The organism is Mycobacterium sp. NPDC050551, assembly GCF_040674075.1.
In the GTDB taxonomy this organism is placed as follows: domain Bacteria; phylum Actinomycetota; class Actinomycetes; order Mycobacteriales; family Mycobacteriaceae; genus Mycobacterium.
In genome coordinates this window covers 340,660-354,785 of record NZ_JBFARC010000003.1, presented here as the reverse complement: position 1 = coordinate 354,785, position 14,126 = coordinate 340,660, and the positions used below count along the sequence as shown (strand labels likewise).

General features: G+C 67.2%; 12 protein-coding genes. 6 read left to right on the top strand and 6 right to left on the bottom strand.

Annotated elements, in window-relative coordinates; genetic code table 11:
* The first annotated feature begins 7 nt into the window (after window positions 1-7).
* The 4 genes from AB0K11_RS14205 (at window position 8) to pe (ending at window position 7,561) form a co-directional block, all read left to right on the top strand.
* Window positions 8-1,429: a condensation domain-containing protein gene (locus AB0K11_RS14205; RefSeq protein WP_364977448.1), complete on the top strand. Its 1,422-nt coding sequence runs from the start codon at window positions 8-10 to the stop codon at window positions 1,427-1,429.
* A gap of 65 nt (window positions 1,430-1,494) precedes the next feature.
* Window positions 1,495-4,491, top strand: a complete 2,997-nt coding sequence (locus tag AB0K11_RS14200; RefSeq protein ID WP_364977446.1) for an RND family transporter — start codon at window positions 1,495-1,497, stop codon at window positions 4,489-4,491.
* A gap of 71 nt (window positions 4,492-4,562) precedes the next feature.
* On the top strand, window positions 4,563-6,338 hold the full coding sequence (locus AB0K11_RS14195) for an AMP-binding protein (protein ID WP_364977444.1): 1,776 nt from the start codon (window positions 4,563-4,565) through the stop codon (window positions 6,336-6,338).
* 53 nt (window positions 6,339-6,391) lie between these two features.
* On the top strand, window positions 6,392-7,561 hold the full coding sequence (gene pe / locus AB0K11_RS14190) for an acyltransferase PE (protein ID WP_364978451.1): 1,170 nt from the start codon (window positions 6,392-6,394) through the stop codon (window positions 7,559-7,561).
* A gap of 4 nt (window positions 7,562-7,565) precedes the next feature.
* Here pe and AB0K11_RS14185 read toward each other — a convergent pair whose 3' ends face one another.
* Entirely contained in the window at window positions 7,566-8,231 is a 666-nt protein-coding gene (locus AB0K11_RS14185) for a GAP family protein (RefSeq protein WP_364977442.1), read from the bottom strand.
* Window positions 8,232-8,374: 143 nt separating this feature from the next.
* Here AB0K11_RS14185 and AB0K11_RS14180 point away from each other — a divergent pair, with 143 nt between their 5' ends.
* Window positions 8,375-8,860, top strand: coding sequence for a flavin reductase family protein (locus AB0K11_RS14180; RefSeq protein ID WP_364977440.1), 486 nt, complete (start codon window positions 8,375-8,377; stop codon window positions 8,858-8,860).
* A gap of 21 nt (window positions 8,861-8,881) precedes the next feature.
* Here AB0K11_RS14180 and AB0K11_RS14175 read toward each other — a convergent pair whose 3' ends face one another.
* The 5 genes from AB0K11_RS14175 to AB0K11_RS14155 all read right to left on the bottom strand — a co-directional run bounded on the left by AB0K11_RS14175 (window position 8,882) and on the right by AB0K11_RS14155 (window position 13,197).
* Window positions 8,882-9,037, bottom strand: coding sequence for a hypothetical protein (locus tag AB0K11_RS14175; protein ID WP_364977438.1), 156 nt, complete (start codon window positions 9,035-9,037; stop codon window positions 8,882-8,884).
* Window positions 9,038-9,180: 143 nt separating this feature from the next.
* Entirely contained in the window at window positions 9,181-9,933 is a 753-nt protein-coding gene (locus tag AB0K11_RS14170; protein ID WP_302913776.1) for a succinate dehydrogenase/fumarate reductase iron-sulfur subunit, read from the bottom strand.
* Window positions 9,934-9,935: 2 nt separating this feature from the next.
* Entirely contained in the window at window positions 9,936-11,921 is a 1,986-nt protein-coding gene (locus AB0K11_RS14165; protein ID WP_364977436.1) for a fumarate reductase/succinate dehydrogenase flavoprotein subunit, read from the bottom strand.
* A 60-nt stretch (window positions 11,922-11,981) separates the two neighbouring features.
* A complete protein-coding gene (locus AB0K11_RS14160) occupies window positions 11,982-12,803 on the bottom strand; it encodes a hypothetical protein (RefSeq protein WP_264011465.1) in 822 nt (273 codons plus the stop codon).
* A gap of 97 nt (window positions 12,804-12,900) precedes the next feature.
* Window positions 12,901-13,197, bottom strand: a complete 297-nt coding sequence (locus AB0K11_RS14155; protein ID WP_264011464.1) for a hypothetical protein — start codon at window positions 13,195-13,197, stop codon at window positions 12,901-12,903.
* A 108-nt stretch (window positions 13,198-13,305) separates the two neighbouring features.
* Here AB0K11_RS14155 and AB0K11_RS14150 point away from each other — a divergent pair, with 108 nt between their 5' ends.
* The gene (locus AB0K11_RS14150; RefSeq protein ID WP_364977433.1) at window positions 13,306-14,064 is read left to right on the top strand and encodes an isocitrate lyase/phosphoenolpyruvate mutase family protein; all 759 of its coding nucleotides are present in this window, start codon (window positions 13,306-13,308) and stop codon (window positions 14,062-14,064) included.
* Window positions 14,065-14,126 lie beyond the last annotated feature (62 nt).

The following is a 14,126-nucleotide window of genomic DNA, read 5'->3' as shown; positions in this document are numbered from 1 at the left end:
CCGGGTTTTGCGCATCGGGAAGATAACTGTTGGCGCACTTGGTGAATGGTCACTGACTCCGGGATCGGTCACTTCCTGGCATCCGACGGCCGCGGCTCAGGAAACAGCGAGCCGCGCTCCGGTCAGTTCTGTCCCGGTTAGCTACATGCAGAGCCAGCACCTTCGCAACTACTGCGAACGCGAGGCCGCAGGCCTCAACTTCTCGCGACAGATCATCGCCAGCTGCGAGGTGGCCGGTGTCTGTGACATAGCCGCCATGGACCACGCCGTCAACTCCTACATCCGCCGCCACGACACCTTCCGCAGCTGGTTCGAACAGACCGATCCTGGCAAATTCGTGAGGCACGCTATCGAAGATCCGGACGCCATCGAATTCGTCCCCGTCGACCAGGGGCGGATGACGGTCGACGAGATCCGGAACCACGTCGTGGCTATCCCCAGTCCGCTGGAGTGGGCCTGCTTCACCTTCGGGATCGTCCAGCACGAAGACCACTTCACGTTCTTCGCCGCCATGGATCACGTGCACGGGGATGCGACCTTGATCGGCACGACGATGATGGAAGCCAACGGCATGTATTCGGCCATGAGCGGCACCGGTCAGGCACTCGCGCTGCCCGACGCCGGGAGCTTCGACGAATTCTGTGTCCGCGAGCGTGAACACACCTCGACGTTGACCCTGGATTCGCCGGGGGTGCGTGCGTGGATCGAATTCGCCGAGAACAACAGTGACGGGTTCCCGGAATTCCCGTTGCCGCTTGGCAACCCGAATGAGGCCATGAGCAGCGCCTGGTCGTCTCAAGTCCTGATGGACACGGCGCAGACGGACCGGTTCGAATCTGCCTGCAGCGCCGCGGGCGCCCGCTTCGTCGGCGGCCTGTTCGCCTGCCTGGGTCTGGTGGAGCACGAGTTCACCGGTGCCCTGACGTACTACGGGCTCACCCCGAGGGACTCCCGCACCGGTGGCGACAACTTCATGACGCAGGGCTGGTTCACCGGCCTGATACCGATCACCGTGCCGATCGCGGCGACCTCGTTCAGCGATGCCGCGGGCGCGGCGCAGACGGCGTTCGATTCCGGCCTGGACATGGCGAGGGTGCCGTACTACCGGGTCCTGGAACTGGCGCCGTGGCTGAACTGGCCGCAGGCGAACTTCCCGGTGACGAACTTCCTGCACGGGGGCGCCGCACCGTTGAACGCCATTCTGGCGGCGGGCGAGATGGGCTTGGCGAACAACATCGGGATGTATCCCGACAACCGGTTCTCCTACCAGTTGACGATCTACATCTTCCGGTACGGCGAGGGCACGGTCATGGCGATCATGCATCCGGACAACGGTGTCGCCGAGAAGTCGGTCACCCGGTACATGGAGGCGATGAGTTCGGTCACGAGCCGGGTTGCTGACACCGGGCACTGGGGGCGCGTCGCGTAGCGGCGGGCAAAGGAATGGCCAGGGATCTCCGCGATGCGTGACTTCGGCGTGAATGTGAGTGCGATATGCGACGGCTAGCCGATCTGGTGGTGCGCTGGCCCTGGGCGGTGATCGGGGTGTGGATCGCCCTGCTGATCGCCCTGCCGCTGTCGTCGCCGTCCCTCGGCGAGATGGCCCAGAAGCATCCGCTGGCGATCCTGCCCAGTGACGCGCCGTCGAGCGTCACGGCCGCGAAGATGACCGAGGCCTTCCAGGAACCGGGCAACGACAACCTCCTGCTGGTGGCGTTGATCAACGAGAACGGCCTGGAACCCGCCGACGAGGCGACCTACCGCAAGCTCGTGGACGCCCTGCGTGACGACGTGACCGACGTCGTGTCGGTGCAGGACTTCGTCGGCACCCCCCAACTGCGGCAGTTCCTCACCAGCGAGGACAAGACGACGTGGGTCCTGCCGGTGGGCCTCGCGGGCGAGCTCGGCACGCCGCGGGCGTTCGAGTCGTTCAACCGGGTGGCCGACGTCATCAAGACCGCCGTCGCGGGCAGCACGGTCGACGTGCACCTCACCGGCCCCGCCGCCACGGTCGCCGACCTCACCGTCGCGGGGGAGAACGATCGGCTGCCCATCGAGATCGCCATCGCCGTCCTGGTGCTCGGCGTGCTGCTGCTGGTCTACCGCAGCGCGGTCACCATGCTGTTGCCGCTGGTGACCATCGGATCGTCCCTGCTGATCGCGCAGTCAGTGGTGGCGGCGTTCTCCGAGTTGACCGGTTGGGGTGTCTCCAACCAGTCCATCGTCTTCCTCAGCGCGATCATGGCCGGCGCCGGAACCGACTACGCGGTGTTCCTGATCAGCCGATACCACGACTACCTGCGGGCGGGTAAGGACTACGACCAGGCGGTCAAGGCGGCGATGATCTCGATCGGCAAGGTGATCACCGCGTCCGCCACCACGGTCGGCCTGACCTTCCTGCTGCTGAGCTTCACGCAGATGGGGGTGTTCCGGACGGTCGGGGTGTCGGCGGCGATCGGCATCGCCGTCGCGTTCCTCGCCGGCGTGACCCTGCTACCGGCGATCCTCGTGCTCGCCGGACCGCGCGGCTGGGTCAAACCACGGCGCGAACTGACCGCCGGCTTCTGGCGGCGCTCCGGGATCCGCATCGTGCGCAGGCCGGTGCCGCACCTCGTGGTGAGCGTGCTCGTGCTGGGCCTGCTGGCCGGCATCGCCGTCTTCGCGCGCTACAACTACGACGATCGCAAGGTGGTGCCCGCCTCGGCCGCCAGCTCGATCGGCTACACCGCGCTGGAACGGCACTTCCCCATCAGCCAGTCGATCCCCGAGTACATCCTCATCCAGTCACCGCACGACCTGCGCAACCCGCGGGCCCTCGCGGATCTGGAGCAGCTGGCGTCGCGCGTCGCACAGCTGCCGGACATCGGGCTGATCAGCGGTGTCACCCGGCCACTCGGCGACGTGCCGCCGGAGTTCAGGGCCACGTACCAGGCGGGCCTGGTCGGTGACCGGCTTGCCGACGGCTCGGCCCAGATCGGCCAGCGCACAGGCGATCTCAGCCGACTGACGGCCGGGGCGGACACGCTGGCCGACAGCCTCGCCGACGTGCGCGGCCAGATCAACCAGATCGCGCCGAGCATCCAGAGCCTGGTCGACACGTTCTCCTCGGTGCGCACCGAGTACGGCGGCGACAAGCTGGTGCGCGACGTGGAGGTGGCGGCCAAGCTCGTGCAGAGCGTCAACGCGCTCGCGAACTCGATGGGCGTCAACTTCCGCGCGGTCAAGGACATGTTCGCCTGGATCGGGCCGGTCCTCACGGCGTTGCAGGGCAACCAGATCTGCGATGCCAACCCCTCCTGCAGCGCCACCCGGATCCAGTTCCAGAAACTGGTCGACGCGGACAACGACGGCAGCCTCGACCAGATCAACGAGCTCGCGCACGAGCTGCAGGACGTCGACAACAAGCAGACCCTCAACGCGACGGTGAGCAAGCTCAACAAGGCGCTCGCCAACGTCACCAAGGCGGTAAACGCGATGGGGCTCAACGGGCCCGGCGGCCCCCAGCAGGGTCTGAAGGAGCTGCAGCGGGGCGCCAACCAGCTGGCCGGCGGAAGCCGCGAGGTGGCAGGCGGCGTGGACGAACTGGTCAAGCAGGTCAAGGTGATCGCCTCAGGACTGAACGAGGCGTCGACGTTCCTGCTGACGATGCGGAACAACGCCGCGGATCCCGCACAGGCGGGCTTCAACATCCCTGCCGAGGTGCTGGGTCTGGCGGACTTCCAGAAGGCCGCCAAGGCCTACATCTCGCCCGACGGCCGATCGGTGAGGTATCTCGTCCAGACCGAACTGAATCCGTTCAGCGCGGAGGCGATGGATCAGGTCAACCAGATCGCCGACATCGCCAGGGACGCCCAGCCGAACACCACCCTGGCCGACGCCACGATCTCGATGGGCGGATATCCCGTCGCCCTGCGGGACACGCGCGACTACTACCAGCAGGACATCCGGTTCATCATCGCCGCGACCATCATCGTGGTGCTGCTGACGCTGATGGTGCTGCTGCGTGCCGTCGTCGCACCGCTCTACCTGGTCGGGTCGGTGGTGCTGTCGTACTTCGCGGCGATCGGCGTCGGCGTGCTGACCTTCCAGTTCTTCCTCGACCAGCAACTGCACTGGAGCGTGCCACCTTTGGCGTTCGTGGTGCTGGTCGCGGTGGGCGCCGACTACAACATGCTGCTCGTCTCGCGAATGCGTGACGAGTCACCACACAGCATGCGGTACGGCATCATCCGGACCCTCGGTTCGACAGGCGGTGTGATCACCGCCGCGGGTCTGATCTTCGCGGCCTCGATGGCCGGCCTGTTGTTCTCCAGCATCGGCATCGTGATCCAGGGCGGTTTCGTGATCGGGGTGGGGATCCTGCTGGACACATTCGTGGTGCGCACCATCACGGTGCCCGCCATCGCCGCACTGCTCGGCCGGGCGAACTTCTGGCCGTCGCGGGTGGCGGCGCAACCGACGGTGTCGCGGACACCGGAACCGAGTGCCTAGCCATGGGCGGCGAGCGCACACACACGATGTATGCAAGGCTTCGGAACGAAGCGGAGCGATCAGGAGTACGGATGACGAAGCTCCCCACGGATTTCAGCGGTACGGATGTTCCCGCGTCGACGATCCTGTCGATGCTGCACGGGCGCGCCAGCATGCGGCCCGACGACGTCGCATTCACCTTCACCGAGTACGCCCAGGACCCGTCCGGGATCACCGAGACCGTGACCTGGTCGCAGCTCTCGCGCCGAACCATGAACGTGGCGCGCGAGATTCGGCTGCACGCCTCGGTGGGTGACCGGGCGGTGATCCTCGCCCCGCAGGGCATGGAGTACATCCTGGCCTTCCTGGGCTCCATGCAGGCCGGTCTGGTCGCGGTGCCGCTTCCGCTGCCGCATCGCGGATCGAGCCACGAGCGCGTGAGTTCGGTCTTCCTCGACACCAGGCCTGCGGTCGTGCTCACGACGTCGGCGGCCGCCGAGGACGTCGGCGACTACGTCGATCAGTCCCAGATGGACACCGCACCGAAGATCGTCGCGGTCGACGCGCTGAATCTCGACGTCGCCGCCGACGGGCCGGGCCTCGAGGCGGCCGGATATCCCAGCACGGCGTACCTGCAGTACAGCTCGGGCTCGACCCGGCTGCCGACCGGGGTCATCATCTCCCACCGCAACCTGCAGGTGAACTTCGAGCAGTTGATGCGCACCTTCTTCGCCGATGCGCGGGCGTCCGCGACCGGTGGCACGTTCGTGTCGTGGTTGCCCTTCTACCACGACATGGGTCTGGTTCTCGGCGTCTGCGCTCCCATCCTCAGCGGCTATCCCGGTGTGCTGATGAGCCCGGTCGCCTTCTTGGAGAAGCCTTCCCGATGGCTGCGGGCGCTGGCGGAGAACCCCCGCGCATTCTCTGCGGCGCCCAACTTCGCCTTCGACCTGGCCGCCCGCAAGACCAAGGACAGCGACCTCGACGGGCTGGACTTCGGCGGCGTGGTGGGCATCATCAACGGCGCCGAACGTGTCGAGCCGGCCACTCTGGAACGCTTCGCGGACCGGTTCGCGCACTTCGACTTCCGTGATCACATGCTGCGCCCGTCCTACGGGCTGGCCGAGGCGACGGTCTTCGTGGCCACCGGGACCTGGAGCGAATCGGCCGAGCCCGCCCATTTCGACGTCGACGAACTGTCGGCGGGCCGCGCCAGGCGGTGTGCGCCGAAGGCCGGCTCCGCGCTGGCGAAATATGTTCTGCCGCAATCACCCGTGGTGCGGATCGTCGACGTCGACACCTGCCGGGAATGCCCCCAGGATGTGGTCGGCGAGATCTGGGTGCACGGCGACAACGTCGCGGCAGGCTACTGGAGCAGGCCGCCCGAGGAGCAGCGCTGCTTCGGGGCGACGATCGTCGACCCGTCGCCGGGTACGGCCGAAGGGCCATGGCTGCGCACCGGCGACCTCGGATTCGTCTCCGAGGGTGAGCTGTTCATCGTCGGCCGCATCAAGGACCTGCTGATCATCCGGGGGCGCAACCACTATCCCGAGGACATCGAGGCGACGGTGCAGCAGATCACCGGCGGCAGGGTCGCGGCGATCGCGGTCCCGGTGAACAGCACCGAGAAGCTCGTCACCGTCATCGAGGTGAAGAAGCGCGGCGAGTCGACGGTCGAGGCGGGGCACTGGCTCAGCGGGGTCAAGAGCGATGTCACCTCGGCGATCTCCAACGCCCACGGCCTGAACGTCGGCGATCTCGTCCTGGTGCCTCCGGGTTCGATCCCCACGACGACGAGCGGCAAGATCCGGCGCGCGGCGTGCGTCGAGCAGTACCGGCAGGACGAGTTCGTCCGGTTGGACGCCTGATGCCGATGGTGAGACACGGTAGATTCGATTCAGTGGACCAGGCGGGAGTGATGATGCGCAGACTTCTCGTCTCGGTCACTGCGGTGGTGACGGTCAGTGCCACAGGGATTTTCGGCGGCGCCGGTACCGCGTCGGCCGAGGAACCGCAGCCCGGCTGGACGGCCGATCGTGGCGCCCCCGACACCTCACCTCCGCCGGGGATCGGGACGCCCGGCAAGGGCTACGCGCTCGGCGGTGCGCACGTGCTGGGCATCCCGTACGACCAATACATCATGGACACCGGCAAGAAGTGGTTCCCCGCCAACCAGGAACAGAAGCAGATCGTCCGCTACCCGGCGGGGCAGGTGCAGGGACACACGCTCGAGCGGTTCTTCCCGGGAATCGGCGCGGCCGGCGAGGAGATCCTGCCGGGGCTCGGTCTCGACGGCCCCAGCGTCGGTGAGTCGATCACCGTCGGGGCGCCGCAGACCGTCCAGGCGATCAAGGCGGGCGGCCCGGGCACCGTGATGGGGCTGTCCGAGGGCGCGATGGTGCTCAACGAGGTGCAGGCGCAGCTCGCGAACGACCCGAACGCGCCGCCGCGGGATCAGCTCAGCTTCGCGATGTTCGGCGACCCGGTGGGCAGGCACGCCTTCGGTGAGGGCTTCCTGACGCAGATGTTCCCGGTCGGCGCCGTGGTGCCGTCGCTGGACTATCGCATCCCGGCCCCGGTCGAAAGCCAGTACGACACTTACCAGTTCATCTCGCCCTACGACAGCATCGCCGACTGGCCGGATCAGCCGGACAACAACTGGATGAGCGTGGTGAACGCGATCGCGGGCCTGGCGACCGGACACACGGCGGTGGCGTTCACCGATCCGAGCAACATCAATGTGCCGGAGCGCAACATCCGGACCACGGTGAACTCCAAGGGTGCGAAGACCACGTCGTACATGGTGCCGGAGCAGCATCTGCCGCTGGTGATGGCGTTCAAGTACCTCGGCGTCGACGAGCCGACACTGAACAGGCTGGACGGTGTCCTGCTCCCGATGGTCGACGCCGGCTACTCGCGCAACAACGATCCGGCGACCGCGCCGATCACGGTCGATCCGGTGCACGGCTACGACCCGGCGGAGGTCACCGCGCCGTCCACCGACGCATCGTTCGGCGGCGGCGGCACCGATCCGATCTCGCAGTTGCTGTCCGGTGCGCAGTTCGTGCTGAACAATCCGCCGAAGCCGTAGCGGCCTACAGTCCCGAGAGCCCGGCGCCTACCAGCACGCAGCCGACCAGCGTCAGCAGGGCGGCGACGCCGAGGCGGCCGTGTGAGCGCAGCCAGTCGTACAGCGCAGCCAGCATGGCGCGGGTTTTGTCCGGAGCCACCACGTAGGCCAGCAGCGGGATCTCCACCAGTGCGAACGCCACGACGTTGAACAGCACCAGGGCGCTGACCTGAACGGAGGCGGTGGCGCCGGAGGCGACGATGAGCGCCAGCGCCGCGACGTAGTCGACCGACGGTAGCGCGATGCCGAGGCCCGCGACGCCCGCCGTCCACAGTGAACCGCCGGTGAGCAGTTGGCGTGCCCGGGTGGCCAGCGGCCCCTGGAGTCGGCCCGGTGTCCCGTCACCGCGCCTGCCGCCCCACAGGCCCGCCGCCACCAGCGCCGCGTTGGCCAGCAGCAGGGCGCCGACCACGATCTGCACCCGGGGCAGCGTGACATGCGCGGACCCCATCGCCGGCCGCAGCACGAACAGCACGATCACGCCCACCGCGGTGCCCATCGCGAAACCGCCGATGAGGAAGGTGACCAGTTGAAGAGCCGGTCTGGGCCGGTTGACCATCAGTACCGTCATGCCGATCCGGAACGGTTCGAGGCTGACCGCTACGGCCATCATCAGTAGCGGTATCCACATGGTCGGCGTCACGTTACCGGCCGCGCGAGAACTTCTCCCGGGTCCTCCGCCTGGCTTGCGTTCACGACGATCGCGACCGTGGCCGGCGGCGCCGATGACGGCCATCATGGACAGGTGACCCGCTGTGTGAAGATGGGAAGGACATGAGCGCCACAGACCTGAGTCCGGCCTCGCTGCGCGAAGCGTTCGGGCACTTTCCCACCGGTGTGATCGCGATCGCCGCCGAGGTGGACGGCATCCGGATCGGACTGGCGGCGAGCACCTTCGTGCCGGTGTCGCTGGATCCGCCGCTGGTCTCGTTCTGCGTTCAGAACAGCTCGACCACCTGGCCGAAGCTGAAGGATCTGCCGTCGCTGGGCATCAGTGTGCTGGGGGAGGCCCACGACGCCGCCGCGCGCAGCCTGGCTGCCAAGACCGGTGACCGCTTCGCGGGGTTACACACCGTCTCGACGGATTCCGGGGCGGTATTCATCGAGGGCACCAGCGTGTGGCTGGAGAGCGCCATCGACCAGTTGGTGGCCGCCGGCGATCACACGATCGTGGTGCTCCGCGTCAACGACATCCGGGTGCACGACAACGTGGCACCGATCGTCTTCCACCGCAGCGCCTTCCGGCGGCTGGGTGACTGACACCGGCTGGACGTGTCCCCGTCAGGGACGGGCGGCGAGCTCCTCGCGGTAGTGCTGGATCCGCTGCTCGATCTCGTCCGCGTCGCCGGGCCTACCCTCTTTGCGTGCCAGTGCGGCGCGGGTGGAAAGCTCGCGGATGGCGGTGCGGATGTCGTTGACGCTGACGATCTGAGACATGGACGGGCTGCCTTTCGTCGTTGATTGGCCGCTGTTGCCGAGGGTACGCCGATGAACCCCCGACGGTGGGCCCCGAAAGTGAAACGTGGGCGGAGATCCCTGAGGATCTCCGCCCACGTTTCATACTCGCGACGACGCTGGCATCAACTCCGCCGGAACAGCTTGTTGCCCAGCCACACCACCGGGTCGTACTTGCGGTCCGCGACGCGCTCCTTCATCGGGATCAGCGCGTTGTCGGTGATCTTGATGTGCTCGGGGCAGACCTCGGTGCAGCACTTGGTGATGTTGCAGTAGCCGAGGCCGTGCTCCTCCTGCGCCATGTTCTGGCGGTCGGCGACGTCGAGGGGATGCATGTCGAGCTCGGCGATGCGCATCAGGAATCGCGGCCCGGCGAACGCCTCCTTGTTCTCCTCGTGGTCGCGCACCACGTGACACACGTTCTGGCACAGGAAGCACTCGATGCACTTGCGGAACTCCTGGCTGCGGTTCACGTCTTCCTGCTGCATCCGGTACTCACCGGGCTGCAGGTCCTTCGGTGGCGTGAACGCCGGGATCTCGCGGGCCTTCTCGTAGTTGAAGTTCACGTCGGTGACGAGGTCGCGCATCACCGGGAACGTCCGCAGCGGCGTCACCGTGACGGTCTCGTCCTCCCCGAAGGTGGACATCCGGGTCATGCACAACAGCCGCGGCCTGCCGTTGATCTCCGCCGAGCACGACCCGCACTTGCCCGCCTTGCAGTTCCACCGCACGGCGAGGTCGGGGGTCTGGGTGGCCTGCAGGCGGTGGATGATGTCGAGCACCACCTCGCCCTCGTTCACCTCGACCTGGAAGTCGCGCAGCTCACCGCCGCTGACGTCGCCGCGCCAGACACGCAGGTTCGCGGTGTAGGCAGCCATCTTCAGCCCTTCCGTTCGGGATGCGCGGTGAGTTCACCGTCGGTGTAGTACTTCTCCAGCTCGGACAGTTCGAAGCAGCCCAGCAGGTCCTCCCGCATCGGCACCTGCTCCTCGGACTCCACCGTCACGCCCGGCACCATCTTGTCCACGGTCGCGACGTCGTCGGTGCGGCACACCAGCAGCGTGTTGCGCCACTTGGAGTCCATCTCCGGGAAGTCGTCGCGGGTGTGCCCGCCGCGGCTCTCCGTGCGCTGCAGCGCGGCCTTGGCCACGCATTCGCTGACCAGCAGCATGTTGCGCATGTCGATGGCCAGGTGCCACCCGGGGTTGAACGCCCGGCCGCCTTCGACGGTGACGTTCTGCACGCGGGCCCGCAGCTCGTCCAGCTTGTCGAGGGCGGACTGGATCTCGTCCTCCTTGCGGATGATGCCGACGAGGTCGTTCATCGACTCCTGCAGTTCGGCGTGCAGGGTGTACGGGTTCTCCGGATTCTCGTGCGTGTCGTACGGGGCCAGTGCCATCTTGACGGCCTCGTCGACCGCCTCCTGCGACACCTTCGGCCGGTCGTCGGACAGCGCCCGCACGTAGTCCGCGGCGCCGAGCCCGGCACGGCGGCCGAACACCAGCAGGTCCGACAGCGAGTTGCCGCCCAGGCGGTTGGAGCCGTGCATGCCGCCGGAGCACTCGCCCGCGGCGAAAAGCCCCGCGGTGGCGGCGCCCCCGGTGTCGGGATCGACCTCGATGCCGCCCATCACGTAGTGGCAGGTCGGCCCGACCTCCATCTCGTCCTTGGTGATGTCGACCTCGGCCAGCTCGATGAACTGGTGGTACATCGACGGCAGGCGCCGCTTGATCTCCTCGGTCGGCATGCGCGAGGCGATGTCGAGGTAGACGCCGCCGTGCGGTGTCCCGCGACCCGCCTTCACCTCGGAGTTGATGGCGCGCGCCACCTCGTCACGCGGAAGCAGGTCAGGGGTCCGGCGGGCCGAGTCGTTGTCCTTGAGCCACTGGTCGGCCTCTTCCTCGGACTCGGCGTACTGGCCCTTGAACACGTCCGGGATGTAGTCGAACATGAAGCGCTTGCCCTCGGAGTTCTTCAGCACTCCGCCGTCGCCGCGCACACCCTCGGTGACCAGGATGCCCTTGACGGACAGCGGCCAGACCATGCCGGTGGGGTGGAACTGGATGAACTCCATGTTGATCAGGCTCGAACCCGCCCGCAGTGCCAGCGCGTGACCGTCGCCGGTGTACTCCCAGGAGTTCGACGACACCTTGAACGACTTGCCGATGCCACCGGTCGCGAGCACCACGGCGGGCGCCTCGAACAGCACGAAGTTGCCGGTCTCGCGGTAGTAGCCGAACGCGCCGGCGATCCTGCCCTGGTTCTCGCCCTGCGCCCCGGTCGCCTCGTGTTCGGCGCTGGGGTCGTCGCTCGGCCCCTTGTCCAGGACGAGGTCGGTGATGGAGCACTCGTGGAAGACCCGGATGCGGGCCTCGTAGTCACCGAGTTCGCGCTTGTCCTCCTGCTGCAGCGACACGATCTTCTGCTGCAGGGTGCGGATGATCTCCAGGCCGGTGCGGTCGCCGACGTGCGCGAGCCGCGGGTAGGTGTGGCCGCCGAAGTTGCGCTGGCTGATCCGGCCGTCCTTGGTGCGGTCGAACAGTGCGCCGTAGGTCTCCAGCTCCCACACCCGGTCGGGCGCCTCCTGGGCGTGCAGCTCGGCCATCCGCCAGTTGTTCAGGAACTTGCCGCCGCGCATGGTGTCGGCGAAGTGGATCTGCCAGGTGTCCTTCGGGTTGGCGTTCTTCATCGCCGCCGCGCAGCCGCCTTCGGCCATCACGGTGTGCGCCTTGCCGAACAGCGACTTGGTCACCACGGCGACGCGCAGACCCCGTTCGCGGGCCTCGATCACCGCTCGCAGTCCTGCGCCACCGGCACCGATCACGACGACGTCGTACTCGTGCCGTTCCAGCTCGGCCTCAGCCATGTGTCCTCACTCGTCTTCCAATGTCCTGTTGTCTCGAATTGCGCTGTCGGTCGGGTGATCTCAGCCGATGAACCTCAGGTCCGAGATCGTGCCGCTGGCCACCAGCATGACGTAGAAGTCGGTGAGCATCAGCGTGCCGAGGGTGATCCAGGCGTACAGCTTGTGCCGGGTGTTGAGCACGCTGACCTTCGTCCAGAGCCAGTAGCGCACAGGGTGTTTCGAGAAGTGCTTGAGGCGTCCGCCCACGACGTGGCGGCAGGAGTGGCACGAGATCGTGTAGACCCACAGCATCACCACGTTGACCACGAGGATGATGTTGCCCAGGCCGAATCCGAAGCCGCTGGGCGAGTGGAAGGCGATGATCGCGTCGTAGGTGTTGATCACCGAGATCAGGGCCGCAATGTAGAAGAAGTAGCGGTGGGTGTTCTGGATGATCAGCGGGAAGCGGGTCTCACCGGTGTACTTGGCGTGCGGTTCGGCGACGGCGCAGGCGGTGGGGGCCTGCCACACCGACCGGTAGTAGGCGCCGCGGTAGTAGTAGCAGGTCAGCCGGAACAGCAGCAGGAACGGCAGCGACAGCAGCGCGTACGGGAAGATCGGCCAGTCCGGCACGAACTGCGGCCAGAAACCGCTAGCCTCCGGCAGGCAGCCGGTGCTGATGCACGGCGAGTAGAACGGCGTCAGGTAGTGGTACTCGGGGACGAAGTAGTCCCGCTGCAGGAATGCCCGCACCGTCGCATAGATGACGAATGCGGCGAAACCCAGGTCGACGACGAGCGGTGACTGCCACCAGCGATCGGTGCGCAGCGTGCGCTGCTTGATCTCCGCGCGTGTCGATGAGAAGACGCCGGTGCCGTCCCGGTCGGCGGTGGGTGCGCTCACTGTTGCCTTTCGCAGATCTGTCGAGGTCGACCAACCGGGCGGTTACCCGCGGCGGTGGGTTTCAAGCGGTGCGCGGGCAGACGTCACCCGCGCTCACTCATCGGGTGCCGCCGAGGCCCTCGTCGTCGACGCCGCGCCAGAACTCGGTGTCGTACTGGGTGTCGGGGATGGCGATCTTCTCTCCGATGTGGTGGTGGCGGCTCATCCCGCGACCGAGCTCGAGCTCCTCGGCGTCGATGTCGAGGCGGTCGACGTCGTTGAGGATGCGTTCGGCATCATTGACGATGCGACGCATCGCGGGCGAGTCGCCGTACTTCGACGCCAGCGAAGCGACGCATCGGCGCAGGCCGCCGATGAGTTCGTGCAGCTCGCTGAACTCGGTTGTGCTGGACAAGTGACCTCCTTGGGCTGAAGGGTGTCGTGAATCACATTACGCAATTGATGCTAGCCACATCACCGACTGCGGCGTGAGACAGATCACGTCAGATGGAGTGATTTCGTAATGGACAAGCAAATTCTGAAGAGCCGGGCGGACGAGTTGCTGGCGCTGCACCGCCCCGGTGACCCGGTCGTCCTGCCGACGGTCTGGGACGCGTGGTCGGCCAAATTGGCGGTCGACGCCGGGTTCGCGGCGTTGACCGTGGGCAGCCATCCGGTGGCCGACTCGATCGGCAGGGCCGACAACGAGGGCATGACGTTCGACGAACTGCTGACCCGCGTCGCGCAGATCACCGAAGCCGTCGACGTTCCGGTGTCGGTGGACATCGAGTCCGGTTACGGCGAGGCGCCGACGCGGCTGATCGAGGGCCTGCTCGGGGTGGGCGCGGTCGGGCTCAACATCGAAGACACCGTGCATGCCGAGGGTGGCCGCCTGCGGTCGTCGGCCGATCACGCCGAACTCGTCGGCGCGCTGCGCCGGGCCGCCGACGACGCGGGGGTGCACGTGGTGGTCAACGCCCGCACCGACCTCTTCCTGCGCAAGGACGGCGACGACGCCGATCGCGTCGACCGGGCCGTCGCCCGGTTGACCGAGGCCGCGCAGGCGGGCGCCGACGTGCTCTACCCGGTGGGCCGCCACGACGCGGACACGCTGCGCCGGCTGACCGCCGAACTGCCGCTGCCGATCAATGCGATCGGGCTGCCCGACGAGGACGACCCGGCGTCGTTCGGTCCGCTGGGCGTCGCCCGGATCAGCTTCGGGCCGTTCCTGCAGTTCGCGCTGGCGAAGCGGGCCACGGAGTTGCTCGACCGCTGGAAGTAGCCGGTCGAGCCGGCTCACACCCCCGCTCCGCCGCCCGTGAGCACACCGTGATGGCAGCGTCA